The sequence below is a fragment of the Crassaminicella thermophila genome (assembly GCF_008152325.1).
GTDB lineage: Bacteria > Bacillota > Clostridia > Peptostreptococcales > Thermotaleaceae > Crassaminicella_A > Crassaminicella_A thermophila.
Map to the genome: position 1 here is coordinate 2280123 of NZ_CP042243.1, position 26351 is coordinate 2306473.

Here is a 26351-nt window from a genome sequence, read left to right on the forward strand (position 1 = left end):
CTAATTGTATTCACAAAAGCTAACTTACCTGTTGTTGATTTTCAAAATTACTTTTCGCACAATTATATACTTTTAATTCCGCCGAAGGATTCCACCAATGTAACTTTTTAGAAATGAAAAGCATCACTATAACTGCACCAATGCATACCCATGTAACAATATGAGGCCACATCCCTCCGTTAACCAATAACAATGGTGGAATAACTTGTAATGCAATGATAATAGGGCGATTGAAAATGTCAGCAATTCCTGAATCTTCCATTCCTCGTGATTTAAGATCTGGATCAACAACTCTTTGCAACAATATCCCTGTAGCTACTACACCACTTGCATGTCCAAATGCCATCATATTACGTTCAAACCAGTCTTCTTGTGAAGAGCGAGCGCCTACCCATAAGAACCATAACCAATTGATCAAAAATCCAAAAGAAAATAGTAAAATTAATGGTAATAAATATGTAGCAACAAGTGAAAGCTTTACTGATGAAACTCCAGCAATAATCAAGTAATCTGTAGCAATTCCACTGATTCTTGATATTGTATAGCGATCTACATACTTTAATGAATCAGTTTTAGATAACACAAATTGAATAATAAAACCAAAAAGTAAACTTAAACAGAATGCAGGAATTTTAAGTCGTGGTATTATTGAAGTGATGTATTTTGAAAGATAGTATCCCCCTAATGATGCTAAAAGCACTAAGGCCAAATGAAATGCCATAGGATCAACACATATGCTAGATACTGTTATTTTTCCTCCATGACGTTGATCTTCTAAAGAAATCAAGCCTGTTCTTAATTCTTTAGGTAAGTCTTTTGGAGAGCCCACATAATGAGTATATCCTTTACGTGTACCCCAATTTATTATGATAATCCCCATAATAATCCCGCCTATAATTCCTACTGTTGCAGAAGTCATACCTAATCCTAAAGCATCATTCCATCCCAAATCCTTATAAATAGACCCTACTGCAGCAGCAGTTCCATGTCCTCCATAAAATCCAGTAGCAAGCATTAAGCCAAAGCCTGAATTAAGATTCCAAAAACGATTCAATACATACAATGAAAATGCCATTCCTAATCCATATTGCGCAATAGCAATACCTGTAACATTTAAAAACATTCCACCTAAAGCTGGTCCTGAAAGTTGCTTTTTTGAAGGTTTGTCTCCTATGGGCATAGCAGCAAAAACTACTACAATCAAAATACCTGCATAAGTCCCTAATCTATTAGAAAGTGGTAAGATGTTATAACCATTTGGTCCTAAAGCTAAACCTATAAATCCAGCTATTAAAGAAGCTGGTATTAAAAATTTTTGAAATAATTTCAGTTTTGCACGTAATATTAACCCCAATACTAATAAAGCAGACATGATACAGAAATCTGAAAACAAAGTCCATGGATTAAAATTCATTTGCTATCCCCCTCTATTTATTATGAATTTGTATTAAATAAATGCTTCCCTCCTTTCTTAATGATGAAATAATTTTAATTTAAAAAATATATAGTTTATATTACATGTTTTTGAATATATATATTAAGTTATATGTATTAATTTAGTTAACTAAATTTACTTAGTGATATTTTATCTTCTTCACAATCATTTGTCAATATGTTTTTTATTGTTTGAATTTATTTATTTTTTGTAATTTTTAATAAAAATCAAAATAAAAACTCTGGTATGTAATCTTTACCAGAGTTTTTATAGTAGATTCCCATTCTTATCAAAGTGAAAAGTCTCTAATTCTCCTATAACATGTATATTCTCATTGTAACTTGCTTCTTTTAAGAGACTTTCTGATATATATATTTCATCTAAATATTTTGTGTTTTTTATTCTGATCAGCCTTACCTTTGTTTGATCTTTTATATTACAAGTTTTTATAGCTGCAGCGATTGCCAATTTATCATTATTAAGTATCATCGGAATTTTTATACTTTCTTGTACTGTTGAAGTAATCGAATTAGGATAAGTTTGCTCTAAACTCATTTTGTTAAAAACTCTTCTTGTAGTAAAATCTACAATGCCTATCCCATTTGCATTGCCATGGGTTTTTTCTGTAAGATCTAACACAACCATTTTTGTAATTTGGGGACCTCCTGTAGCATAAGGCGTGTGATATCTTCCGATTATATTTGTATCCATTCCTGTTCCACTTATGTCTTTACCAATTTCATCAATAACTAAAACATCAAACTTATCAAAATGAATTTTAGACATGTATTTTTTTGATTCTTCAAGCAAGATAGCTTCCTTTGTCTCAAATTCATCTTTTTGTAGAACAGCTATTTTGGCAGTTTCATCATACGCATTTTCTACAATCCCTACCCCAAATATAATATTTTTTTTCTCTATCACTTCTCTAGCAATGTATAAAATATTTTCTGCCATTCTTCCAAATCCTAAGCTATGGCAAATTTCAGCTCCTTTTTGCTTCCCTAAGCCTATGGTAATCATCTTCATCAACCCACTTTCTACTTTCCCTCTAAATGATGTATGTGGCTTTATACGATTAACAACTATAAGCGCATCTGCATCATTTGCAAATTTATCTATATACACAGGTAATCCAGTATTCGTTTCTCCAATTTTAACAACTTCCATAGTTGCCTTTATAGGAGCTCCTATATACGATTTGGTTATCCCCATTTTTTCAAGGATTGCTCTTTGACCTTCAGCTTTCGCTCCCCCATGACTTCCCATTGCTGGAACAATAAAAGGATCTCCCCCTGCTTCTTTTATGCAATAAACAATTTCTTTTAAAATCAAAGGTAAGTTTGCAATCCCTCTACTTCCTGCAGTAATCGCTACATTTTGTCCTTTTTGTATCTTTGATAAAACATTTTTATTTTTTATTTGATATCTTATTTCATGTTTAATATTTTCTAACTTTGGACGTAAAAACTTTTGTTTTACCTTGACTATTTTCGGTAAGGGAACATCTTTTAACAGTTCATCAATCACACTCATATTTATATATACCCCCAATTTTGAAAATTTCAGTGACATATTACTTGAATATTTTTAGTTAATTCATTATACTTAATACTATTCTAACTTTTCTAAAATACTTTGTAAATATTTTACTTTCTCTATACGCATTTCACTTGAACAAATGATTAAAATTTGATATAAATATACTAAATACTAATGAGGTGACAATTATGCAAAAACTAGATATAAAACCTGTTAAAAATAAAAAAGCTTATTTTCAAATCATTGAAACCTTAATTAATTTGATTATTAATGGACAACTTGAGTATGGAGAAAAACTCTATAATGAAGCTGAACTAATGGAAATATTGAATGTTAGTCGCCCTACACTTAGAGAAGCCCTTAGAGTTATGGAATTTTTGGATATTGTCACGGTAGCACCTAGAAAAGGTATTGTCATTAACGACCCAAAAGATAACAAAGAATATTTTCCTTTAATTTATATTTTAACCTTTGAGAAAACAAGTAAAAGAAGTCTTTTTGAGCTTAGAAGATCCATAGAATTAGAAATGGTTGGATTTGCAGCTTTAAGAGGAACAAAAGAAGATTTTATTACGCTAAAAAACACACTTGATGAAATGAATCGTTTACCCAAAGATGACATTAAAAGTTTCACTAAATTAGATCATACATTCCATATGAATATTTTAAGTTGCGCTAAGAATGAATTATGTTATAAATTACTACATACACTCGAAACCTTAATTTATGGTCAACTAGAAGAAATCGATCAAACATTAACCTATGAAGAAAAAGAAAATGCCCTTAAAAAGCATAATTTAATTTATCAAGCAATCATAAACAGAGATGCAAAACTTGCAAGAGAAATCATGAAAGAACATCTTGATCATGCTTATGGGGTAATTGAAAAACTTCCAGATGCTTTTTCTAACCATATAAAAAGCCTATAAATAGTTTTCTTTAGCTATTTACAGGCTTTCATAATATTAAAAATTCGCATGTTGCTCTCACAACTACTCATATCGCCAACGAAATCTCTTAATTTCATTCGAGATTTCCGTTGCTTAAAAACTAAAAAAATTATCATTCCTCAATAATCCACAATTTTAAGATATTTATAATTTCCTAAAGAATAAAATTAGGAAGCTACTACCTCTTTATTTACGCGCTCGATACATTTTTGTATGCCTACAGACTTAGTAATAATAATATCAGAACCAAGATTTAAAACATTCTCAATAATAACTTGATTTATTTGTACAGGTGCTTGCACTTTAACTTTCTTAATTTCTTCCATTACTTCAAATATTTTATCCTTTGGTATCGGTTTTGTTGTTCTTACACTTGCAAGAGGAATTTCACCATCTATTACTTTTACAGATGTAGCAATAGTTCTTTTAGGGTCTTTTATTTCTTGTACTACATATTCGTCTCCTCTTTTACATAATGCACCTTCAATAGATTTTATCTCTTTACCTTCTATTTCTGCTACCAACTCACAGCTATTCGGACAAACAATACATGTAAATTCTCTTTTCATTACCCAACCACCACCTTAATTTCTTCTTTACTTTGTATTTCTTCTTTTTTGAGTTTTATGTGTATCATTTCTGCCGGATTTAATTTTTTAAATTTCTTCATCATAATTACTTTATTCCCTTGTTGCATGATTATTTGCCCATCTTTAGATGGCTTACTTACCCTTAGTGATATTTCTACATCCTGTTCTCCACTTATTTTTTGAGGTACCACATTATTTATTGTATGATCTGTTGTTACTGGTATGATACTTTCATATCCTTTTTCACCTTTTATATATTTTGCTGCTGACTCTGCAAGTTTTTCTCCTTCAATGGATACAAAATCTACTAGGTCATGTACATGTAATACATTTCCTGCTGCATAGATCCCTTCAACATTTGTTTGTAGATTTTCGTCTACTATCGGACCCTTTGTTCTTGGATGAAGCTCTACGCCAGCTTGTAGTGATAATTCATTTTCAGGTATTAAGCCTACAGATAATATTAATGTATCACAATTATATTCTTTTTCTGTTCCTTCTATTGCTTGCCCTTTTTCATCTACTTTACTTACTGTTACACTTTCTAGTCTTTCTTTCCCTTGAATATTAGTTACTGTATGACTTAAATAAAGAGGAATATTATAATCATTTAAACACTGCTCTATATTTCTAGGAAGTCCACTTGGATATGGCTGCTTTTCTATTACAGCAAGTACTTCTGCTCCTTCTAAAGTAAGTCTTCTTGCCATAATGAGTCCAATATCTCCTGAACCTAAGATAACTACTTTCTTTCCTATCATGATATTTTTTAAGTTTATATAGCTTTGCGCTACTCCTGCCGTATACACTCCTGCTGGTCTTGTTCCTGGGATACTGATTGCTCCTCTTGTTCTTTCTCTACATCCCATTGTAAGTATCACTACTTTTGCTTGATATTTTTTCAAACCTTCTTTGGTTGCTGCTGTAACAATTTTATCATTTGTTAAACCAATAACAGTTGCTTCTGTTTGTACTTCTATATTTTGTCTTTGTACTTCTTGTACGAATCTGTCAGCATACTCTGGTCCACTTAATGCTTCTTTGAATCTTACAATTCCAAATCCATCATGAATACACTGTCTTAAAATTCCTCCCGTTTTTTTCTCTCTTTCTAATATAATAATATTATCTATGCCTTTTTCTTTTAATTTCAAAGCTGCCGCTAATCCTGCAGGTCCTCCTCCTAGTATTACTGCATCCTTTTTTATAATATTCATTATCTTACACCCCCTACAAACATTTTTCCTTGTTGTCTTGAGTATATTACTTCTTCTACTTTTTTTTGTTTTTCCTGTATAATTAGTTCAGCAATTCTTGTTTGACAATATCCTCCTTGACATCTTCCCATCATCGCTCTTGTTCTATTCTTTACTCCTGTTACCGTTTCTACTCCTAATGGATTATGAATTGCTTCTAATATTTCTTGTTTTGTTATTGACTCACACCTGCAAATGATTTCTCCATAGTTAGGGTTTTCTTTTATTAATTCTGCTTTTCTTTCATCTGTTTGTTCTGTAAAATTTAATATTCCTTTTCTTATTGGATTGAAGTTTTGATTCTCTTTTAGTTCTTCTTTTTGTTTCATTTTTTCTACTACATATCTTGCAATTGGTACTGCACTTGTTAGTCCTGGTGATTCTATTCCAATTAGGTTAATCATATTTGGAATTTCTTCTCTTTGTTCTATTACAAAATCTGCATATCCACCTGTTTCTTTTTCTACTAATTTAGGCCTTATTCCTGAGAAATTTCTGATAAAATGTTCTCTTTTAATTTGCGGTAATATTTTCGTTCCTTCTGCAACAAGTTTATCCATTACCTCTTTTGTTGCTGCATAGTTATCCTTTTCATCTAAATATTCTGCACTTGGTCCAATAAGCACATTGCCATCAATTGTTGGTGTAAGATGTACCCCTAAACCCCCTTCTTTTTTGTTTGGTACTGGGTATGCAGGTACTTTAAGATATGCACTTGCCTTTTGATCAAGAATAAAATATTCTCCTCTACAAGGATAAATTGTATAATCTGTTATTCCTACCATTCTTGCTATTTGGTCAGAATTTAGTCCTGCACTATTTATAAGCCATTTTGCATAATATTTTTCATTATTTTTTGTTGTAACTTCATAACATTCTTCTTTTCTTTGTATTGCTACTACTTCTCTACCAAAGAAAAATACTGCGCCATTTTGGTAGGCATTTTCTGCTAATGCAATTGTATATATAAATGGATTTACGATTCCTGTCATCGGAGAATATAGCGCTACTTTTCCTGCTACATTAGGATCTATTTTTTTTATTTCCTCTTCAGAAATTATTCTTAATCCAGGTACCCCATTTTTATCTCCCTGTTCTTTTAATTTCTTCAATATTTCCATATCTTCATCTGTAAACCCTGTTACAAGTTTTCCTATTCTTTTAAAAGGTATATCTAATTCTTTTGCCACTTTATCAAACCCCAAACAACCTTCTACACAGAACTTTGCCATTAAAGATCCTGGTTTATTATTAAACCCTGCATGGATTACACCACTATTTCTACCACTGGTTTCACATACAACATCAAGCTCTTTTTCTAAAACACCTATTTTAAATTCATATCTTGTTAATTCCCTCGCTATTGCACTTCCTACTACTCCAGATCCAATAATAATTACATCATATTGTTGTTTCATTTTTTCACCTCTTCCTTCCTTATTAAAAAGTTTTTCTTTTCATAATATAATCATAGTTCTTTTAAACATTTTCTTTATTTAAAATGTAATGCCAATATTTAAAACTACTACCTAATTGAGTTGATTTAGTTAACTAAATCAACTCAATTACATTTTAACCATTTCATCCTATTTTGTCAAATAATTTTTTAAATTTAAAACGTTCTTGTTTTAAATTTTTCAAATTTAAATTATTCTAAAGAATTGCCTTATGTTTTTAGTACCATAATAAAATGAACAATATACTTATATAAATGATATTTTGAGGCTATAAATATTTATTAGTAGATTAAATAATATAAAAATAAAAGGAGTTAATAGATCATACGAAGAATTTTATAAATGAGGTGACCATTATGGGTAAATTAGACATCAAACCTATCAAAAACAAAAAAGCATATTTTCAAATCATTGAAACATTAATTGATTTGATTATTAACGGGCAACTTGAATATGGAGAAAAGCTCTATAATGAAGCTGAACTAATGGAAATTTTAAATGTTAGCCGTCCTACTTTAAGAGAAGCTTTAAGGGTTATGGAATTTTTGAATATTGTTACGGTAGCACCTAGAAAAGGGATTGTCATTAATAATCCAAAAGATAATAAAGAGTATTTTCCTCTTATTTATATTTTAACCTTTGAAAAAACAAGCAATAAAAGTCTTTTTGAGCTTAGAAAAGCTATAGAATTAGAAATGGTTAAATTTGCAGCTTTAAGAGGAACTGAAGATGATTTTATTAAGCTTAAAAATATCCTTGATGAAATGAACAAATTACCTAAAGATGATATAAAAAATTTTACCAAATTAGATCATGCATTCCATATGGCAATTTTAAGTTGTGCCAAGAATAAATTATGTTATAAACTTATGCAAACACTTAGCACATTAATTTATGATCTATTAGAAAAAATCAATGGAATGTTATCTTATAAGGAAAAAGAAAATGCTCTTTACAAACATAATTTAATCTATAAAGCTATTCTTTCTAGAGATGAAAAAAAAGCAAGAGAAATACTAGAAGAACATCTTAACCATGCTTATGGTATTATTGAAAACTTATAAATATAAACAGTTAAAAAAATGGTAGCATTGGTTTGGGGTTCAACCTTTGTTGTCATTAAAGATATTTTGTCTGAAACAAAGCCTTTAGGACTTATGGCGATGCGATTTGTATTAGCAACCGTTGTATTAGCAATCATCTTTTATAAAAAGCTAAAAAAAACTACAAAAGAAGATTTTATTTCAGGTATCATCATTGGCATATTCTTGTATATTGCTTTAGCACTTCAAACCATTGGCTTAATTTATACCACTGCATCTAAACAAGCATTTTTGACAGGTACAAATGTAGTTATGGTTCCTTTTTTAGTATGGATTGTACATAGAAATCGACCAGATCTATATTCTTTCATAGGTGCTTTTTTAGCAATCATTTGAATAGGTTTTTTGACAATAGACAAATCTTTTTCTTTAAATACTTTTAATAAAGGAGATCTTTTAACACTACTCTGCGCTCTATTTTTTGCCTGTCATATCACCTCTATTGGATATTTTTCTAAAGATAAAGAACCTATTGTTTTAAGTATTATACAATTTGCCGTAACAGCAATTCTTTTTACAATATCCGCTTTATTATTTGAACCCTTTCCAATACATGTCCAAGCTTCTGTTCTGAAGGCAGTTGTATACTTATCATTAGCCTGTACTGTTTTTGCCTATACAGTTCAAAATGTAGCTCAAAAATATACTTCTTCTTCTCACGCTGCGATTATTCTTTGTTTAGAAGCTATATTTGGCACCATATTAGCCATAATACTATTAGGTGAAATACTGACTCTAAAAATGCTCATAGGCTGTATAATCATATTTTTAGGTATCTTTATTACAGAAACAAAACTGGATTTTATGAAAAAGAAAAAGCAAAATGAAAAAAAGTAGTTTTTAAATATTTATTATCCAATCAAAAAAGCAGAGCAAAATTTTGCTCTACTTTTTTTTATACTGTTCAATAATTTTTTCAGCCATCTTATCTATTGCTATACATGCATCCATACTTTTCCTTCTTAATAGTTTATAAGCTTCTTCCTCGCTTATTCCTAGTTTTTCCATTAGGAATCCTTTTGCTCTATCAACTTTTTTCCTACTCTGTAAAGTATTTTCAAGTTTTTCTATTTTTTTCGATAACAACTTTATCTTATTTGAATTCATAATAGCAAACTTTATCATTTGATATAACTGATCTGCTTTAATTGGTTTCATAATATAAGCAAAAACATTCATATTTTCTAATTTCTCATAGAATGTCTTATTTGGATTACTTGTAATAAAGAGTACAGTTGATAATCTATCTTCTTCTATAATACGAGCAGCTTCGTAAGCATTAATTCCCCATAAATTCATGTCCATTATAACAAGATCTGGAAATATACTTCTTGAAATTCTTATAGCTCCTGCCCCATCTGTTGCTTCATATATTTTATATCCTTTTTTATTTAAAAGCCTACAAATCTGTTTTCTAGAACTCTCGCTACTATCTGCAACTACAACCCTATACTCATCCATTTAACCACTCCGAAATTAGCTAATCGTTAAAACTTTCTTAAATATCTCTCAAGCTCCCATTGTGAAACATATTTTGAATACTCATTCCACTCATACATAGCTGCATTTGAAAATTTTTCATATATATGATCTCCTATAGCCTCTTTTATTACTTCATCTTTAGATAGCTCACAAATAGCTTCATATAAGTTTGCTGGAAGACTCTTTATCTCTTTTTCTTTTCTCTCAACTTCATCCATATGATAAACATTGCTTGTAACAGGTGCTGGAGGATCTATTTTATTTTTAATACCATCCAAACCTGCTTTTAAAATAGCTGCTAACGCCAAATATGGATTAGCTGATGGATCTGGATTTCTGATCTCGATTCTTGTAGAGTTTCCTCTCTTTGCTGGAATTCTTACTAGCGGACTTCTATTACTTGCAGACCAAGCAATCAAAACTGGTGCTTCATATCCTGGAACCAATCTTTTGTATGAATTTACAGTAGGGTTTGTTAATGCAGCAAATCCCCTTGCATGCTTTATGATTCCTCCTAAATAGTAATAAGCTGTTTTTGATAACTGCATTGGATCATTTTCATCATAAAAAGCATTCTTCCCGTCTAATGTTGCTAAAGACAAGTTAATATGCATTCCAGAACCATTAATACCAAATTTAGGCTTTGGCATAAACGTAGCATGAAGTCCATGTCTTTGTGCAATGATTCTTACAGCCATCTTAAAAGTCATAATATTATCAGCTGTTCTTAAAGCATCTTCATATTTAAAATCAATTTCATGTTGTCCAGGTGCTACCTCATGATGAGATGCTTCTATTTCAAATCCCATTTGCTTTAAAGTAATAGTCATGTCTTTTCTTGCATTTCCACCTAGATCAATTGGAGCAAGGTCAAAGTATCCTGCATTGTCATGAGTTTCTAGTGACGGCTCTCCTCTTTCATCTGTATGGAACAAGAAAAACTCACATTCAGGTCCGACATTCATAATATAACCCATATCATGAGCTTCTTTCAATACTTTTTTCAATGTATTTCTTGGACATCCATCAAAAGGTGTACCATCTGCTTTATATACATCACATATTATTCTTGCTTCTTTTGCATGGTGTGTCCAAGGGAATACAACAAACGTTGATAAATCTGGTCTTAAATACATATCTGATTCTTCAATTCTTACAAAACCATCAATAGATGAACCATCGAACATAATTTCATTATTTAATGCTTTTTCTAACTGTTCAATTGTTATAGAAACATTCTTCATAACACCTAAAATATCTGTAAATTGCAAATGAATAAACTCTAGCTCCAATTCTCTTGCTTTTTTTAAAATTTCTTCCTTGCTATAATTACTATTCATAAAATCTCCTCCTTTTATTCTTATCATTTGAAATATTTATAAACAATAATAAAAAAAAAGCGACCACAACATAAGGAATATTTAATTCCCCATGAAAGTGGACGCCGTTGCCCAAAATTTATTTAATTTTTATTACATATTATTATATATTCTTTTCATGATTTATTCAAGATATTTTTCAAATTTATTTTCTATAGGTTATTGAATAATTATTATATTTTTATCGAGTGGTCAAAATTTTATATACACTATAGACCATGCGGATATATTGAATAACCACTACAATTAATATACCTAAAGTCATCCATGGATAGGCCAAAGAAGATACTTTTTCATAATATAAAATAATTAATATTCCTAAACTACTTGCACTTACAGTTTTTATTAAATATTTCATCCATAATCTATTTTTAATATTCTTTTTCATGAAAATAAAAAATAAAATGATACAAATACCAATCCCTATGAGTAGACTCCATTTATAAATAGATAATAGATTTTCTTTTAAAATGCTTGTATTCAATAGCTTATTTCTTACGATTAAGTCACGCTGTATACCCATGCTATTTTCAGCAAATCTTTTTAATCCAATAGTCATGGCTAAAAATATCCAAGATAAAATAGGCATAACAGATTCAATTATAATTGCTCCTAAATCTCTTCTTTTCATATCTTACCTCCTATACTAAACAGGAAAAAGACAACCCCTATCCTACAATAAGTGTTGTCTATTTTCCCTGTTTATATATCCTTATTTAGGTTCTCCTGTTTCTACTGGATTGGCTTCATCCATACTCCATTCATACCAACCACCATCATATACAGCAATCTTATCCCAACCCATTAGATAAGCATCAAAAAACGCTTCACTTGCTCTCCAACCTGTTCCACAGAAAAAGGCAACTTTTTTATCTGATGTAATATCCCAATCTTCCCAATTCTTTGCGATTTCATGATAGTTACGCATTGTGTTATTGACGTTTCTATAATCTTCCATATGATATGGATCAGATCCTGCATGAGCCCATGTAGCACCTGCTATACGTCCCTTAGGTTTAATATATGTATAACCACTAGTCTCTCCTATATATTCTTCCCAGCTACGTACACTAGCAAGCTCTGCATTTTCATCTGCTAAGATTTCTTTTGCTTCTTTTGTATCAATAATATACTCTGGATGAGCAGGTACAGCTATTCCGAAAGCTTCTACCGGAACAGGGCTTTGTACTTCTGTCTCTATATCAAGACCTGCCTCAGTCCATGCACCAAATCCACCATTTAAAATTCTCACATCTTCTACCCCTGCATACATCATAATAGATGCAGCACGTGCTGCAGCTGTTGTATCACTACCATATAATACAACTGTTGTATCATAGGTAATACCATTTCTTAAAAGCATTTTTTCTATATCTTTGTCAGAAACACGGTTCCATAGTGGTTCTTCTTCTAGTTCATTTGTATCTAAATGAACAGCTCCTGGAATATGTCCTTCTTTATATTCTTTTCCTTCTCCCCAACTTACTTCAAATATTTTGTAACCTTTTCCTGGGTAAGTATCAGGATTTTCTCCTTTAATTAAAGCATTAATCCATTCAGGATATACTAATTTTTCATAATTTGCTAACTTATCCATTGGAAGGGTATCATTCCCTGCCCATTCCATCATTCCAGCTTCGTAAACGAGTATATTTTCATATCCTAAACCTTTCAGAATCTCTGCCATAGCTGGACTTTTGTCTCCTAATGTATCATAAAGGACAACTGTTTTATCAGCAGTAATACCCTTTGATTCTAATAAGTCTTTTAAATCTTCTTTTTTCAAATCATTTGTCCAAGAAAGTGGAAAATCCACAGCCCCTCTTATATGTCCTCCTCTTACTTCCCCTTCAAGCTTCCAACCATTATATTGAGCTTCACTACGCACATCTACAACTACAAACTCAGGACTACCTAATTTTTCTGATAGTTCTTTTGTAGATATTGTCCTTTCTGCTGTTTCTGTAATTTGCCCTGATTCTATTGTTTTCGCCTTACAACCTGTAAAAGCAGTAAAAATAAGTAATAAAATCATAAATGATAGTATTTTACCTCTTTTTTTCATGATTTTTCCCCCTTCAAATGTTAAAGAACATTAAAATCCATTTTTTCATATCTTTGTCATTGTACCCCATGTTTTTTTTATGTTCAAATAGATAATTTCTATTGTTTTTTGTATATCATAAAAATTATCTATTTTAAAAATGTATATAAGCCTAGCTCGTATATAAATAGGAACTAGGCTTATATATGAACTTATCAATTCTTATCTCCCTGGGATTATTAGAAAACATGGGCAATACCTTTGCTTATACAAGTTATTCTAGATAAACATCTTTTTATTCTTGATTATTTAATGCAACTTTTCCTTCATCTCCATTTCTTATTCTTATAACATTTGATACATCATAAATAAATATTTTTCCATCTCCAATTTCTCCCGTTCTTAGTACTCTTTTAGCTGTATCTACAACCAGCTCAACAGGAACATCACAAATAACTGTTTCTACCTTTATTTTTGGAAGTAGTTCAGTTGTATAAGAAATACCTCTATAGTTTTGTGGCATTCCTTTTTGAATTCCACAGCCTAAAACGTGTGTTACAGTCATCCCCATAACTCCAATATTATTTAAAGCTTCTTTTAACTCTTCAAACTTTCTCGGTCTAGTAATAATCTCAATTTTTGTAATCTTATCAGCCATCTAAAAACCTCCTGTATGATTTCGAAATCAATTTTCTATTTATTGAATTTCTACACTATTACTATCAAAATCAATACATCCTATCAATCCATGTTCTTCTATATCTAATCCTATATGCTCTTCTTTAGGTGTTACTCTTAATCCAATAGTTAAATCTATAGCCTTAAACAACAAAAATGTTGTAGATAATGTCCAAAATGCTACAGAAATTACTCCTAATAATTGAACCTTTAATAAACTAATTCCTCCACCATAAAATAAACCGTTATCTACAGAAAATAGTCCTACAAATACAGTAGCAGCAGACCCACATAAACCATGAACACCTATCGCCCCTACTGGATCATCTATCTTAAGAACTTTATCAATATATTCAATACCATATACAATAATAAAGCCTGCTATTAAACCTATAATACTAGCACCAAATGGACTAACAACATCAGTCCCTGCTGTTATAGCAACCAACCCACCTAAAGCTCCATTAAGCGTCATACTTACATCTGGCTTTCCATAACGTATCCATGTAATAATCATTGTAGTAAATGCACCCATAGATGCTGATAAATTAGTTGTTATGAATATATGAGCAATATTATTCGCATCCATACCAGATAATGTTGATCCAGGATTGAAACCAAACCATCCAAACCATAATATAAATACACCCAATGCTCCAATAGTAATACTATGTCCAGGGATAGCATTTACCTTTCCATTTTTACCATATTTACCAATCCTTGGCCCTATCATCCATGCTCCTACAAGAGCTGACCAACCACCTAAGGAGTGTACCACTGTTGAACCAGCAAAATCATGAAAACCTAATTTTGCCAACCATCCACCACCCCATATCCAATGTCCTACAATTGGATAAACAATACCACTAATAACAAAACTATATGTTAGATATGATATAAATTTTGTTCTTTCTGCCATTGCTCCTGAAACTATAGTTGCTGCAGTAGCACAAAATACTGTTTGAAAAATTAAAAATGCTTCCTTTGGTATATTTAGTTCTAAGTGTTCAAAACCTCCAATTGAAAATAACTGAATTTGCCCTATAAATCCTCCTACATCTTTTCCAAACATCATACTAAATCCTAGTATCCAGAAAACTAAAGATCCTACTGAAAAATCCATTAAATTCTTCATAATAATATTTCCAGAGTTTTTTGCTCTTGTAAATCCTGTCTCTACCATAGCAAAACCAGCTTGCATCAAAAATACCAACGCAGTTGCTATTAAAACCCATACTGTATCAATTGCAGTTTTATATTCCATAATCATTCCTCCTAAGATTTTATTTATTTTTATCATGGCAGCGCTGTACATGATTTCTATTAACATTAAAATTTTTATAATAAAAATGGCGTCTTTAATAAATAGAAATAAATTCTATTCATTAAAGACGCCATCGCCTTTTTATTCTATATTTTTTATATATTTATTATTATAATTTAATTTAAAATATTTTTCAATACTTTTTTTTATTTTATTAAACTATTTTTTATAAAACAAGCGAATCAATTGATTCGCTTGTTTTTATTATGCAGGTTCTTCCTTATTTTTTAGTCTTTTTTTGCTATCAGAAAGTACCAAAGTAGGTTCAGTTAAATTTTCAACCGTTTCCTTAGTTATTATGCACTTTTTAATATCTGTTCTTGATGGGATATCATACATAACATCTAGCATTATGGCTTCTACAATACTTCTTAAGCCCCTTGCACCTGTTTTTCTCTCAATTGCTTTCTTAGCAACAGCCTTTAATGCTTCTTCATCCATTTCTAATTCAACGCCATCCATTTCAAATAGCTTTTTATATTGCTTCACTAAAGCATTTTTTGGTTCTTTCAATATTTTTACTAAGGCTTCTTCATCTAATTGATGAAGAGTTACTAAAACAGGTACCCTTCCAACAAACTCTGGAATCAATCCATAACGTAATAAGTCTTCTGGTTGAATTTTATCTAATAATGCTCCAATATCTTTTACTACTTTGCTTTGAATATTTGCTCCAAATCCCATTGACTTTTGCCCAATTCTTTTTTGAATTATCTTTTCGATTCCATCAAAAGCCCCTCCACAAATAAACAATATATTCGTGGTATCAATTTGAATAAACTCTTGATGTGGATGCTTTCTACCTCCTTGTGGAGGAACACTTGCTACAGTTCCTTCTAAAATTTTAAGAAGTGCTTGCTGTACTCCTTCACCACTCACATCTCTTGTAATAGAAGGATTATCTGACTTTCTCGCAATTTTGTCAATCTCATCTATATAAATGATTCCCTTTTCTGCTTTTTCAATATCATAATCAGCTGCCTGAATAAGTTTTAGCAAAATATTTTCAACGTCTTCTCCTACATACCCTGCTTCTGTTAATGATGTAGCATCAGCTATTGCAAAAGGGACATTTAATATTTTTGCTAAGGTTTGAGCAAGCAATGTTTTCCCTGAGCCTGTTGGACCAAGCATTAAAATATTGCTCTTTTGTAGCTCAACATCATCAGCCTTCCCTTGATAATTGATTCTCTTATAGTGGTTATATACGGCTACAGCCAATGCTTTCTTTGCCTTATCTTGACCTACAACGTATTGCTCCAAGACATTTTTTATTTCTTCTGGTTTAGGTAAATCTGTGATTTCCATTTCTAAATTTTCATCAAATTCCTCTTGAATAATCTCTTGACATAATTCAATACATTCATCACAAATATATACACTAGGACCAGCTATAAGTCTTCTAACTTGATCTTGAGATTTGCCACAAAACGAGCATTTTAACTGTTTCTTTTCGTCAAATCGTGACATTTCCTCACCTCTCTTTCTTATTTCCTAGAAGTGATCACCTTGTCTATTAACCCATATTCTACTGCTTCTTTTGCACTCATAAAATTATCTCTATCAGTATCTTTTTGAATTCTTTCTAATGGCTGCCCTGTCTTTTCACTTAAAATCTTATTAAGCTTTTCACGTATCTTAAGAATTCTTTCTGCATGAATACGAATATCTTCTGCTTGCCCCCTTGTACCACCTAGAGGCTGATGAATCATAATTTCTGCATTAGGTAATGCATAACGCTTACCTTTTGCTCCTGCTGCTAATAAGAAAGCTCCCATACTTGCAGCCATACCAATACAAATTGTTGAAACATCAGGCTTTATATACTGCATTGTATCATAAATAGCCATTCCAGCCGTAATAGACCCTCCTGGACTATTGATATATAGCATAATATCCTTATCTGGATCTTCAGCTTCTAAGAATAATAACTGAGCAACAATTAAACTTGCTGTGTGGTCATTTACTTCGTCTCCTAAAAATATTATCCTATCCTTTAAAAGTCTAGAATAGATATCATAGGATCTTTCTCCTCGATTGGTTTGCTCAACAACCATTGGAATTAAAGCCATAATCTCAACCCCTCCTATTTGTAAGAATTTATGCTATTTTTGCATTCTCTACTAAGAAGTCCACTGTTTTTCTTACTTTAATACCCTCTTTAATATTTTCTAAATCATGTGGTCTTAATGTCTTTTTAAATTTTTCTACATCCATATTATATTGCTTTGCATAATTTTCTATTTCTTTATCTATATCTTCATCAGCTACTTCAATATTTTCTGCTTTTCCAATTGCTTCAAGTGTTAATTGAGTTTTTACCCTATTATAAGCATCCTCTTTCATTTGTTCCCTCATATCTTCCATTTTTGTTCCTGTGTATTGAAGATATGTATCTAAATTTAATCCTTGGAATTGTAACTGATAACTAAATTCATTTAGCATATCATCTATTTGATGTTCTATCATAATCTCTGGTATATCAACTTCTACATTTTCTGTTACTTTCTTTACAACATCATCTTTTAATTCTCTTTCTGCTCTTTTTTTAGCAGCTTCTTCTTGTTTATTTTTGATATCTTCCTTTAATGCTTCTAATGTGTCATGTTCACTAACATCCTTAGCAAACTCATCATCAAGCTCAGGTAACTCTTTTTCTTTTACTTCATGCACTGTTACTTTAAATACAGCATCTTTTCCTGCTAAATTTTCTGCATGGTATTCTTCTGGGAAAGTTACTTTTACTTCTACTTCATCTCCTGCATTTGCTCCAACTAATTGCTCTTCAAATCCTGGAATAAACGTACCTGATCCAATAACTAGAGTCTGCTTTTCTGCAGTACCTCCTTCAAATTGCTCCTCACCAACAAATCCTGCATAGTCTATAATAACTGTATCTCCTGTCTTTATTGGTCTTTCTACAGCAATAAGTCTAGCATTTCTTTCTCTTAATCCTTCAATTTCTTTTTCTACATCTTCATTAGTAACATTATACTCTTTTTTCTCTACTTCTATACCTTTATAATCTCCAAGAGTTACTTCAGGTTTTACTGTCACTGTAACAGTAAATACTACATCTTGACCTTTAACAATTTCATCAAAATCAAGTGAAGGTCTATCTACCGGTTCTAAATTATGCTCATCTATAGCACTTTCATATGCTTTAGGAAATACCTCATTAATTGCTTCTTCATAGAAAACTTCTCTACCATAATGAAGCTCTACAATCTTTCTTGGAGCTTTTCCCTTTCTGAATCCAGGAATATTAAATCTTCCTTTCATTTTATTATAAGCTTTTTGTATTCCTTTTTCAAAATCTTCTGCACTCACTTGAATTTTTAAAGTTACTTCATTATTTTCTTTTTTTACTACTGTTGAACTCATTCTTTTTTTCCTCCTCTATGCTTAATTTTCTTTATAATCTATCTTTTTATAGACTTTTTAACCTTTATATTATAACATAAAATTCTTGTGTCAACTATTTTTTTGGAGATTACATGAGTAAATTTCTATATTATCTAGACATTTTTGCCACTGTATAAAAAATATATTCAACACTTTAAAGACCAATGGAGTTATCCATTGGCCTTTTTTATTCATATACATTATATCATTATACTATGAAATGTAAACTATTATAATTTGTTTAATAATTTTAAGATAAGAAAATGACTTCGATAACTTTTTTGTTGTTGAATTTTAAAACAATTTATTATTTTCTAAATTGTGCATTTTACTTGGAGGAAAATTCAGAATAATGTTGAAACATGTATATAATAAATTTTATAGGAGGATTAGATATGAAATACCTAGATAAACTATTAAATATAATTTCAATAGGCATTCTTATAATAGATCATAAAGGAAATATTTATTTTTCAAATTCAAAAGCAAATAAATTTTTAGATACATATCGCAATCATTTTAAACATACTCAACCTATTATGAATCTTTTAGAAAAAATAAAAGAAAACACCTCCCTTGAAATAACACTAGCTACCAAACAATTTGTCTTAAAAAATTCTATTCTAGATGATACCAACAAAACCTATGGCATTATTATTTTTGATATAAAAGATTTGTCCAAATTTTTTCCTAACACCAATTTAGAAGAATTTCGAACTATTTTAGACTCTGCTCAAGATGCCATTTTTATCGATGATATGTTTGGAAACACAGAATGGGTTAATAAAGCCTGTGAAGATCTTTACCAAATTAGAAAAGAAGATATCATTGGCAAAAATATTGATTTTCTAGAAAAACAAGGAATATTCTCTCCATCTGTAGCAAAACTCGTCTTTCAGAAAAAGCAAGAAGTTAGTATTCTTCATAGCAATAAGCAAGGTAAACAACTTCTTACTACAGGTACACCTATATTTGATAATAAAGGAAAAATAAAAAAAGTAATTAGTACCTCTAGAGACATTACAGAACTTATTCATCTAAGAAATCAATTAGAAGATATTCAAAATGAATTGATAGAATTAAAAGAAAAAGAACAAGAAAACCTAGGCGATTTGATTGTTAAAAGCCATAAAATGAGAGAAGTTATTCAACTTGCTAAAAGATTAGCTCAAATAGATTCTACCGTTTTAATTACCGGTGAATCTGGTGTAGGTAAAGGTGTTATTTCTAAATATATCCACGAATTAGGAAATCGATCTGATAAACCCTTTGTTAAGGTCAATTGTGGGGCTATTCCTGAAGCTTTGCTTGAATCAGAATTATTTGGCTATGAACACGGTGCTTTTACTGGCTCAAAACGACAAGGAAAAATAGGGTTATTTGAATTAGCAAATAACGGTACTATTTTTTTGGATGAAATTGGTGAATTGCCATTACATCTTCAAGTAAAAATTTTACAAGTTATACAGGATAAAACTATTCAAAGAGTTGGAGGAGTAAAAACTATTCCTATTGATGTTAGAATTATTACAGCTACTAACAAAAATTTAAGAGAAATGGTTGAAAAAAAACAGTTTAGAAAAGATTTATTTTACAGATTAAATGTTGTCCCTATACACATCCCTCCTCTAAGTGAAAGAAAAGAAGATATTTTCCCTTTAGTTCGTCATTTTTTACGAAAATATAATGAAAAGTTTAATGAAAAGAAAAGAATTGATCCAAATGCAATGGCTTATTTAATTAAATATTCTTGGCCAGGGAATGTAAGAGAATTAGAAAATATTATAGAAAGACTCGTTATTACAACTAAAGGCACAACTATTTTACCTCAAAACTTACCAAATTACATTGTTCACAGTGAAGAAAATTCTTGTGATGTTAAAATCCCCTCAATGATGAATTTAAAAAAAGCCCTTGAAGAAGTTGAAAGACAAATTATACATAATGCAGTAATAAAATATAAAACAACAAGAAATATAGCTAAAGCCCTAGGCGTTAGCCAACCAACAATTGTAAGAAAAATGAGCAAATACAATATGACCGATACTGAATTGAATCATATAGATACATGAATGAATCAACGCTATTTTTTATAGAACACTATTTGGAATATTTGTGTTTTTAATTTTCTTAATTTTTAAAAATGATTTGCGATACAAAAAATTATCGCAAATCATTTTTAATTTCTGTTTTTTATTGTTGGAAAAAATGAATAATAGCTCTTCTTCTTCAAAAAAATTATTGGCACAGAAGTTGCAATAATATTTAGTGTTTCATTAAAACAAAAATTAATTTAATAAATTAATAATTAAATATTTAAAGGAGGAATTATAATGAGTAAAGAATTAGCTAAAGAATATGTAACAGAACTTGTAAAAAGAGCTAGAAAAGCCCAAGAATCTATTGAAGATTACACACAAGAACAAGTTGATAAATTAGTTGCTGCTGTTGTATGGAACATAGTAAAAGATGGTCCTGCACAAGAAATATCAAAATTGGCTGTTGAAGAATCTAAAATGGGTAATTATGAAGGAAAATACAATAAACTTATGGCAAAAGCAAAAGGTGCTATGCGTGATATGATCGGCAAAAAATCTGTCGGCGTAATCGAAGTGGACGATGAAAAACAAATAATGAAAATAGCTAAACCAGTTGGCGTTATCGGTGCTCTTGTTCCTTGTACAAATCCAGAAGCAACTCCTACTGTAAAAGTAGCTCATGCTTTAAAAGGAAGAAATGCTATCATATTATCTCCTCATCCAAGAACTAAAAAAACAAATACTTTTATTGTAAAATTAATAAGAGAAACCCTAAAAAGATATGGTGCTCCTGAAGATTTGGTAATAGGAATAGAAAATCCTACTATGGAAATTAGCAATGAACTTATGAAACAAGCTGACTTAGTATTAGCTACTGGTGGAGCAGGTCTTGTAAAATCTGCTTATTCATCTGGTACTCCAGCTTATGGTGTAGGTGCTGGTAATGCAGTAATCGTTGTTGATGAAACTGCTGATTTAAATGATGCTGCTCATAAGATTATGCTTAGTAAAACATTTGATTTTGCTACAAGCTGTTCTGCTGAAAATTCATTGATTATTCAAGAAAGTATTTATGATGAATTTGTTGAAGCTCTTAAAGCTGAAGGTGGTTACTTAGCTAATGCGAAAGAAAAAGAAAAGCTTCAAAGTACTTTATGGGTTGATGGACATCTAAATTCAAAAATTGTAGCACAATCACCTCAAACCATTGCAAATTTAGCTAATATTGATCTTCCTGATGACAGAAAATTTATTATGGTTGAAGAAACTGGCATAGGTAAAGATTATCCTTTCTCTGGAGAAAAACTTTCTGTAGTAGTAACTCTTTATAAGTATAATAGATTTGAAGAAGCAATAAATAAAGTAAATGAAATTACAAGATATCAAGGAATGGGTCACTCTTGTGGTATTCATTCTTTCAATGAAGATCATATTATGGAGCTTGCTCTTAAGACAAAGGTAAGCCGTATGAATGTTAACCAAGGTCAAGCTCTTGCTAACACTGGAAACTGGTTTAATGGTATGCCATTTACTACAAGCCTTGGTTGTGGAACTTGGGGAGGAAATATTGTTTCTGAAAATATTACTTGGAAACACTTGATTAATACAACTTGGGTATCTAGGCATTTTAAGCCTGTAGTTCCAACAGATGAAGAATTATTTGGCGATGTTATGTATGATGATATATCAAAATCTTCTTTATAAAAAATTTAACAAAAACCTTTAGCAACTTTTCTATATGGGTATAGTAATTGATACATAAATTTAAAATTGAGGAGGAGTTTCAAATGTCTACTACTTCTACTACTTTATCTGAAGTTCGTGAAAAAGATTTAAAATATAACCTTCACTCTTGGAGTGCTCAAGCTGGATTAAAGCCTGAAGTTATTACAAAGGCTGAAGGAATTTATTTTTGGAATGAAGAAGGTAAAAGATTTTATGATATGTCTTCACAATTAGTTAATGTAAATATTGGTCATGGAAATAAAAAAGTTATTAAAGCAATTAAAGACCAAGCAGATAAAATTCCTTTTATTGGACCTGCTTTTGCTTTAGATGTTAGAGCAGAAGCTGCAAAAAAAATTGTAGAAATTGCTCCTGATAATATGGCTAAGGTATTCTTTACAAACGCTGGAGCAGAAGCTAATGAAAATGCCATTAAGATTGCTCGCATGGTTACTGGAAAATATAAAATATTATCTGCTTATCGTTCTTATCATGGTGCAACTTATGGTGCTGCTAACTTGACTGGTGAACCTAGAAGATTTGCAAGTGAACCAGGAATCCCTGGATTTGTTAAATTCGTTGGACCATATCCATATAGAGGACCTATTGAATTTAAAAATGAAGAAGAAGCTACAAAATATTATCTTACTCTTTTAAGAGAACAAATAGAATATGAAGGTCCTGAAACAATTGCTGCAATATTCCAAGAATCAGTAGTTGGAAGTAATGGTATCCTTATTCCTCCAAAAGGTTGGATGCAAGGAGTAAGAGATCTTTGTAATGAATTTGGTATTATGATGGTTTGTGATGAAGTTATGGCTGGTTGGGGACGAACTGGCGAATGGTTTGCAATAAATAACTGGAATGTAGAACCTGATATGATTACATTTGCTAAAGGTGTAACTTGTGGATATACACAATTAGGTGGTGTAATCGTAAGCAAAAAAATTGCAGATTACTTTGAAAAAAATACCCTTTGGTGCGGATTAACTTACAGTGCACATCCTATGGGTTGTGCCGCAGCTTGTGCTACAATTGATGTTTATAAGGAAGAAAATTTAATCGAAAGATCTAAAGAAATGGGTGCTGTTTTAGGAGAAATATTAGAAGATATAAAAGCAAAGCATGCATGTGTTGGTGATGTCAGATATATCGGCTTATTTAGTGCCATTGAATTGGTAAAAGATAAAGAAACAAAAGAACCTTTAGTTCCTTATGGTAAAGATCCAGAAGGAGTTATGAAGAAAATCCTTAATATGCTTAGATCTGAAGGTTTTTGGAACTACAGTCATGAAAACATTTTAATTGTAGCACCCCCTCTAATCATTAAAGAAAATGAACTTAGAGATGCAATGAATATTATGGATAATGTATTAGATTTTGTTGATAATGTAATTGGCAAATAAGTATATAAACAGCTCACCTTCTTTCCCCCTACTTTTATAAGTGGGGGCTACTTGCATTTTTATATAAGGGGGTTTTTGCATGATTCATAGAAAAAAAAACACTTCTATAAAAAAACTCCTATGGTCACTTATTATTTTAGGTTTCTTGATCATGGAATTTCCTGGTGTTTTTTTTATTAATCGTATTGATCCTATTATTTTGGGATTTCCTTTTATTTATGGCTTTATGCTTATCATGTGGCTTTATATGTGTATTATTACTTTTATAGGTTATAAAACAAACTGGGGAAGCAATAAAAATTTTCAAGAAAAAAATGATATTACACATATGAAAGGAGATCATGCAGAATGAACCAAAATATATTAGCACTTCTCATAATCGGTACATATATGTTCATTCCCCTTTGGATTGGATCTAAAGCAGGAGAAAGAGAACTTCAAACACCAGAAGATTTTTTTGTTCAGAGCAGAGCCATGGAGTCTATAGCTGTATTCTTTACTGTACAAGCTACTTGGTGGAGTGCTTTTGCTTTTTTGGGGTCAAACGCATATTTTTACTCAAAAGGACCCGTTTATTGGACTACCATTGCATGGGACTTTCTTTTTGGAATATTATTCTTTATTGTTGGTAAACGTATATGGTTCTATGGCAAAATAAATAACTATATTACAGCATCTGACTTTTTTCGAGATATGTATGACTCAGAAAAACTTGGCAATCTCATTACCTTTATTATGTTGCTTTTCACTATGCCCTATCTTCAAATTCAACTTGCTGGTGGAGCTTATTTGATTGAAGTAGCATCTCAAGGGCTTATACCTTGGAAAATGGGTTGCTTAATTTTTTGTATTGTCATTGTTATTTATGTATGGACTGGTGGTTTAAGAGCTGTTGCATGGGTGGATATCTTTTATGAAATTTTGATACTCTTCGGAATAATTTTGGCCGGATTCTTTATTGTTTCAAAAGTAGGAGGTATCTCCTCATTATTTGAAAGCTTAAGACAAGTTGCACCAGAAACATTAACTCTTCCAGGTCCAACTGGAGCAGCTGGTCCAATGCTATGGATATCTATGTTTCTTATTGTACCTATGGGTGCAATTATGGGACCTCCATTATGGACAAGAATATATGCAGTAAAATCTCCAATTTTTTTCAACTTAATGCCTTTCCTTTTGGGATTTATTGCAATTGTAAACATTGCTCCCATGCTTGTTGGCAATGCAGGCATCCTCCTAGAACCAAACATACAAAACGCTGATGCTTTGCTTCCAATTATGTTATTAAAGTATGCTCCCTTTGCCCTAGCATCCCTTATTTTAACTGGTGGAGCAGCAGCAGCAATGTCAACTTCGAATTCTCAAATTCATTCTCTCTCTGCTATATATGCTATTGATATTCACAAAAAATATATAAATAAAAATATTAATAATAAAAGTTTGATTCGTATTGCTCGATGGTCTATATTGATCTTTACAACTTTTTCATATCTTATGACTATATGGATTCCTGGTTTATTAGTACAAATCGGAATGGTTGCCTTAAGTGGAACTGCACAAGTAATTGTCCCTACAATCGGCGTACTTTTTTGGAGAAAATCAACTGCTCAAGGTGCTATTGCAGGTTTGTTAAGTGGTGTCATATTTCTAGGTATATTTACTATTTTTCATTCACATTTTCCTATAGATCCAGGGTTTATAAGTTTACTGATCAATACAATTGTTTTTATTTTTGTAAGCAGTATAACACCAAATCGTAATCAAACTATTTTAGATAGATTTGATAAGCAAAATAAAATTTTTAATCATTACTACTAGATATCTTTTTTTCAAATAACGAATGATTAAATTTATAACCTACTCCCCTTATATTAATAATATATTTAGGATTAGAAGGATTTTTTTCAATTTTTTTTCGCAAATTACTAATATAAACCATTATCGTTCTTGAATCCCCATCTAAACTATGCATTTTCCATACCATTTGGAACAATTGATCCATACTATAAATTCTTTTTGGATTTTTGGCTAATATCGATAAAATTTCAAATTCCTTACTCGAAAGATTTACAAGCTGATGATCTACCCACACTTCATGACTATCTAAATTGATTTCAAGCCCCGGATAACGAATAATATTGGGTTGTTTTTTTACTTGCATAAGCAATCGATTTCGACGAAGATGTGCTTTAATTCTTGCAACCAATTCTCCCGGCAAAAAAGGCTTTGTCAAGTAATCATCACCACCAACAGAAAGGGCTAAAATTTTATCCATTTCTTCTGATTTACAGCTTAAAAAAAGAATAGGTGCATTGCATTGTTTTCGAATTTCTAGACATAATTCAATTCCATCTATATCAGGAAGCATAATATCCAGAATAATAAGATCCGGTTTTTCAAGCCCAATAGCTTCAAGGGCATCTTTTCCGTTCTCAACCACATGTACTTGAAACTCCTCTTTTATCAAATAGGATTGAATCAATTCACTTATTTCTTTCTCATCATCAATTACCAAAATTTTTTCTCTAGCCATCAT

24 protein-coding genes are annotated in these 26351 nt (G+C 31.0%); 9 read left to right on the forward strand and 15 right to left on the reverse strand.

Going from position 1 to position 26351, the window contains the following annotated elements:
* Nucleotides 1–19: 19 nt before the first annotated feature.
* Entirely contained in the window at nucleotides 20–1414 is a 1395-nt protein-coding gene (locus FQB35_RS11560; protein WP_148810045.1) for a sodium/glutamate symporter, read from the reverse strand.
* A gap of 288 nt (nucleotides 1415–1702) precedes the next feature.
* Nucleotides 1703–2971, reverse strand: a complete 1269-nt coding sequence (locus tag FQB35_RS11565; RefSeq protein ID WP_148810046.1) for a nickel pincer cofactor-dependent isomerase, group 22 — start codon at nucleotides 2969–2971, stop codon at nucleotides 1703–1705.
* Between the two features lie 194 nt (nucleotides 2972–3165).
* Between FQB35_RS11565 and FQB35_RS11570 the strand changes: the two genes are divergently transcribed.
* Complete coding sequence (locus FQB35_RS11570) at nucleotides 3166–3906, forward strand: FadR/GntR family transcriptional regulator (protein WP_148810047.1); 741 nt, start codon at nucleotides 3166–3168, stop codon at nucleotides 3904–3906.
* Between the two features lie 188 nt (nucleotides 3907–4094).
* Here the strand turns inward: FQB35_RS11570 and FQB35_RS11575 are convergent, their stop codons facing one another.
* From FQB35_RS11575 to FQB35_RS11585, 3 genes are read right to left on the reverse strand one after another with little or no spacing between them, the layout of a single operon-like run.
* A complete protein-coding gene (locus tag FQB35_RS11575; protein ID WP_148810048.1) occupies nucleotides 4095–4496 on the reverse strand; it encodes a DUF1667 domain-containing protein in 402 nt (133 codons plus the stop codon).
* Nucleotides 4496–5734: an NAD(P)/FAD-dependent oxidoreductase gene (locus FQB35_RS11580; protein WP_333473033.1), complete on the reverse strand. Its 1239-nt coding sequence runs from the start codon at nucleotides 5732–5734 to the stop codon at nucleotides 4496–4498. Before FQB35_RS11580 ends, FQB35_RS11575 begins: the two co-directional genes overlap by 1 nt.
* Nucleotides 5734–7191: an NAD(P)/FAD-dependent oxidoreductase gene (locus FQB35_RS11585; protein ID WP_148810049.1), complete on the reverse strand. Its 1458-nt coding sequence runs from the start codon at nucleotides 7189–7191 to the stop codon at nucleotides 5734–5736. Before FQB35_RS11585 ends, FQB35_RS11580 begins: the two co-directional genes overlap by 1 nt.
* A gap of 395 nt (nucleotides 7192–7586) precedes the next feature.
* On the opposite strand from FQB35_RS11585, the gene FQB35_RS11590 reads away from it, so the two are divergent.
* The 3 genes from FQB35_RS11590 to FQB35_RS16295 are packed head-to-tail and all read left to right on the forward strand — an operon-like array spanning nucleotide 7587 to nucleotide 9170.
* Nucleotides 7587–8294: a FadR/GntR family transcriptional regulator gene (locus tag FQB35_RS11590; RefSeq protein ID WP_148810050.1), complete on the forward strand. Its 708-nt coding sequence runs from the start codon at nucleotides 7587–7589 to the stop codon at nucleotides 8292–8294.
* A gap of 18 nt (nucleotides 8295–8312) precedes the next feature.
* On the forward strand, nucleotides 8313–8669 hold the full coding sequence (locus tag FQB35_RS16290; protein ID WP_231701787.1) for a DMT family transporter: 357 nt from the start codon (nucleotides 8313–8315) through the stop codon (nucleotides 8667–8669).
* Between the two features lie 9 nt (nucleotides 8670–8678).
* Nucleotides 8679–9170, forward strand: a complete 492-nt coding sequence (locus FQB35_RS16295; RefSeq protein ID WP_231701788.1) for a DMT family transporter — start codon at nucleotides 8679–8681, stop codon at nucleotides 9168–9170.
* Between the two features lie 48 nt (nucleotides 9171–9218).
* Here the strand turns inward: FQB35_RS16295 and FQB35_RS11600 are convergent, their stop codons facing one another.
* The 9 genes from FQB35_RS11600 to tig form a co-directional block, all read right to left on the reverse strand.
* Nucleotides 9219–9794, reverse strand: a complete 576-nt coding sequence (locus tag FQB35_RS11600) for an ANTAR domain-containing response regulator (RefSeq protein WP_148810051.1) — start codon at nucleotides 9792–9794, stop codon at nucleotides 9219–9221.
* Nucleotides 9795–9820: 26 nt separating this feature from the next.
* The gene (gene glnA, locus FQB35_RS11605) at nucleotides 9821–11155 is read right to left on the reverse strand and encodes a type I glutamate--ammonia ligase (RefSeq protein ID WP_148810052.1); all 1335 of its coding nucleotides are present in this window, start codon (nucleotides 11153–11155) and stop codon (nucleotides 9821–9823) included.
* A 220-nt stretch (nucleotides 11156–11375) separates the two neighbouring features.
* Complete coding sequence (locus tag FQB35_RS11610; RefSeq protein WP_148810053.1) at nucleotides 11376–11825, reverse strand: hypothetical protein; 450 nt, start codon at nucleotides 11823–11825, stop codon at nucleotides 11376–11378.
* 81 nt (nucleotides 11826–11906) lie between these two features.
* The gene (locus tag FQB35_RS11615; RefSeq protein WP_148810054.1) at nucleotides 11907–13259 is read right to left on the reverse strand and encodes a rhodanese-like domain-containing protein; all 1353 of its coding nucleotides are present in this window, start codon (nucleotides 13257–13259) and stop codon (nucleotides 11907–11909) included.
* Nucleotides 13260–13533: 274 nt separating this feature from the next.
* A complete protein-coding gene (locus FQB35_RS16300; protein ID WP_148810055.1) occupies nucleotides 13534–13896 on the reverse strand; it encodes a P-II family nitrogen regulator in 363 nt (120 codons plus the stop codon).
* 39 nt (nucleotides 13897–13935) lie between these two features.
* A complete protein-coding gene (locus tag FQB35_RS11625; RefSeq protein WP_148810056.1) occupies nucleotides 13936–15180 on the reverse strand; it encodes an ammonium transporter in 1245 nt (414 codons plus the stop codon).
* Nucleotides 15181–15444: 264 nt separating this feature from the next.
* Complete coding sequence (gene clpX, locus FQB35_RS11630) at nucleotides 15445–16710, reverse strand: ATP-dependent Clp protease ATP-binding subunit ClpX (protein WP_148810057.1); 1266 nt, start codon at nucleotides 16708–16710, stop codon at nucleotides 15445–15447.
* Between the two features lie 17 nt (nucleotides 16711–16727).
* Nucleotides 16728–17312: an ATP-dependent Clp endopeptidase proteolytic subunit ClpP gene (gene clpP, locus FQB35_RS11635; protein ID WP_148810058.1), complete on the reverse strand. Its 585-nt coding sequence runs from the start codon at nucleotides 17310–17312 to the stop codon at nucleotides 16728–16730.
* A gap of 28 nt (nucleotides 17313–17340) precedes the next feature.
* Entirely contained in the window at nucleotides 17341–18624 is a 1284-nt protein-coding gene (gene tig, locus FQB35_RS11640; RefSeq protein ID WP_148810059.1) for a trigger factor, read from the reverse strand.
* A 416-nt stretch (nucleotides 18625–19040) separates the two neighbouring features.
* Between tig and FQB35_RS11645 the strand changes: the two genes are divergently transcribed.
* The 5 genes from FQB35_RS11645 (at nucleotide 19041) to FQB35_RS11665 (ending at nucleotide 25633) form a co-directional block, all read left to right on the forward strand.
* A complete protein-coding gene (locus FQB35_RS11645) occupies nucleotides 19041–20717 on the forward strand; it encodes a sigma-54 interaction domain-containing protein (protein WP_168198331.1) in 1677 nt (558 codons plus the stop codon).
* Nucleotides 20718–20978: 261 nt separating this feature from the next.
* Nucleotides 20979–22388: an aldehyde dehydrogenase family protein gene (locus FQB35_RS11650; protein WP_148810061.1), complete on the forward strand. Its 1410-nt coding sequence runs from the start codon at nucleotides 20979–20981 to the stop codon at nucleotides 22386–22388.
* A gap of 83 nt (nucleotides 22389–22471) precedes the next feature.
* Nucleotides 22472–23815 carry an aminotransferase class III-fold pyridoxal phosphate-dependent enzyme gene (locus FQB35_RS11655; RefSeq protein WP_148810062.1) on the forward strand — a complete coding sequence of 448 codons (1344 nt, stop codon included), beginning with the start codon at nucleotides 22472–22474 and terminating at the stop codon, nucleotides 23813–23815.
* A 79-nt stretch (nucleotides 23816–23894) separates the two neighbouring features.
* Nucleotides 23895–24167 (forward strand): hypothetical protein, encoded by a 273-nt coding sequence (locus tag FQB35_RS11660; protein ID WP_148810063.1) that lies wholly within the window; start codon nucleotides 23895–23897, stop codon nucleotides 24165–24167.
* Entirely contained in the window at nucleotides 24164–25633 is a 1470-nt protein-coding gene (locus tag FQB35_RS11665; protein ID WP_148810064.1) for a sodium:solute symporter family protein, read from the forward strand. Before FQB35_RS11660 ends, FQB35_RS11665 begins: the two co-directional genes overlap by 4 nt.
* Here FQB35_RS11665 and FQB35_RS11670 read toward each other — a convergent pair.
* Nucleotides 25617–26348: a response regulator transcription factor gene (locus tag FQB35_RS11670; protein WP_148810065.1), complete on the reverse strand. Its 732-nt coding sequence runs from the start codon at nucleotides 26346–26348 to the stop codon at nucleotides 25617–25619. The two genes, FQB35_RS11665 and FQB35_RS11670, sit on opposite strands and share 17 nt — an antisense overlap.
* Nucleotides 26349–26351 lie beyond the last annotated feature (3 nt).

What these genes read in the sequence shown, in the direction of transcription:
- FQB35_RS11560 (WP_148810045.1), bottom strand. Translation starts at nt 1,414, where the DNA reads ATGAATTTTAATCCATGGACTTTGTTTTCAGATTTCTGTATCATGTCT.
- FQB35_RS11565 (WP_148810046.1), bottom strand. Translation starts at nt 2,971, where the DNA reads ATGAGTGTGATTGATGAACTGTTAAAAGATGTTCCCTTACCGAAAATA.
- FQB35_RS11570 (WP_148810047.1), top strand. Translation starts at nt 3,166, where the DNA reads ATGCAAAAACTAGATATAAAACCTGTTAAAAATAAAAAAGCTTATTTT.
- FQB35_RS11575 (WP_148810048.1), bottom strand. Translation starts at nt 4,496, where the DNA reads ATGAAAAGAGAATTTACATGTATTGTTTGTCCGAATAGCTGTGAGTTG.
- FQB35_RS11580 (WP_333473033.1), bottom strand. Translation starts at nt 5,734, where the DNA reads ATGAATATTATAAAAAAGGATGCAGTAATACTAGGAGGAGGACCTGCA.
- FQB35_RS11585 (WP_148810049.1), bottom strand. Translation starts at nt 7,191, where the DNA reads ATGAAACAACAATATGATGTAATTATTATTGGATCTGGAGTAGTAGGA.
- FQB35_RS11590 (WP_148810050.1), top strand. Translation starts at nt 7,587, where the DNA reads ATGGGTAAATTAGACATCAAACCTATCAAAAACAAAAAAGCATATTTT.
- FQB35_RS16290 (WP_231701787.1), top strand. Translation starts at nt 8,313, where the DNA reads ATGGTAGCATTGGTTTGGGGTTCAACCTTTGTTGTCATTAAAGATATT.
- FQB35_RS11600 (WP_148810051.1), bottom strand. Translation starts at nt 9,794, where the DNA reads ATGGATGAGTATAGGGTTGTAGTTGCAGATAGTAGCGAGAGTTCTAGA.
- glnA (WP_148810052.1), bottom strand. Translation starts at nt 11,155, where the DNA reads ATGAATAGTAATTATAGCAAGGAAGAAATTTTAAAAAAAGCAAGAGAA.
- FQB35_RS11610 (WP_148810053.1), bottom strand. Translation starts at nt 11,825, where the DNA reads ATGAAAAGAAGAGATTTAGGAGCAATTATAATTGAATCTGTTATGCCT.
- FQB35_RS11615 (WP_148810054.1), bottom strand. Translation starts at nt 13,259, where the DNA reads ATGAAAAAAAGAGGTAAAATACTATCATTTATGATTTTATTACTTATT.
- FQB35_RS16300 (WP_148810055.1), bottom strand. Translation starts at nt 13,896, where the DNA reads ATGGCTGATAAGATTACAAAAATTGAGATTATTACTAGACCGAGAAAG.
- FQB35_RS11625 (WP_148810056.1), bottom strand. Translation starts at nt 15,180, where the DNA reads ATGGAATATAAAACTGCAATTGATACAGTATGGGTTTTAATAGCAACT.
- clpX (WP_148810057.1), bottom strand. Translation starts at nt 16,710, where the DNA reads ATGTCACGATTTGACGAAAAGAAACAGTTAAAATGCTCGTTTTGTGGC.
- clpP (WP_148810058.1), bottom strand. Translation starts at nt 17,312, where the DNA reads ATGGCTTTAATTCCAATGGTTGTTGAGCAAACCAATCGAGGAGAAAGA.
- tig (WP_148810059.1), bottom strand. Translation starts at nt 18,624, where the DNA reads ATGAGTTCAACAGTAGTAAAAAAAGAAAATAATGAAGTAACTTTAAAA.
- FQB35_RS11645 (WP_168198331.1), top strand. Translation starts at nt 19,041, where the DNA reads ATGAAATACCTAGATAAACTATTAAATATAATTTCAATAGGCATTCTT.
- FQB35_RS11650 (WP_148810061.1), top strand. Translation starts at nt 20,979, where the DNA reads ATGAGTAAAGAATTAGCTAAAGAATATGTAACAGAACTTGTAAAAAGA.
- FQB35_RS11655 (WP_148810062.1), top strand. Translation starts at nt 22,472, where the DNA reads ATGTCTACTACTTCTACTACTTTATCTGAAGTTCGTGAAAAAGATTTA.
- FQB35_RS11660 (WP_148810063.1), top strand. Translation starts at nt 23,895, where the DNA reads ATGATTCATAGAAAAAAAAACACTTCTATAAAAAAACTCCTATGGTCA.
- FQB35_RS11665 (WP_148810064.1), top strand. Translation starts at nt 24,164, where the DNA reads ATGAACCAAAATATATTAGCACTTCTCATAATCGGTACATATATGTTC.
- FQB35_RS11670 (WP_148810065.1), bottom strand. Translation starts at nt 26,348, where the DNA reads ATGGCTAGAGAAAAAATTTTGGTAATTGATGATGAGAAAGAAATAAGT.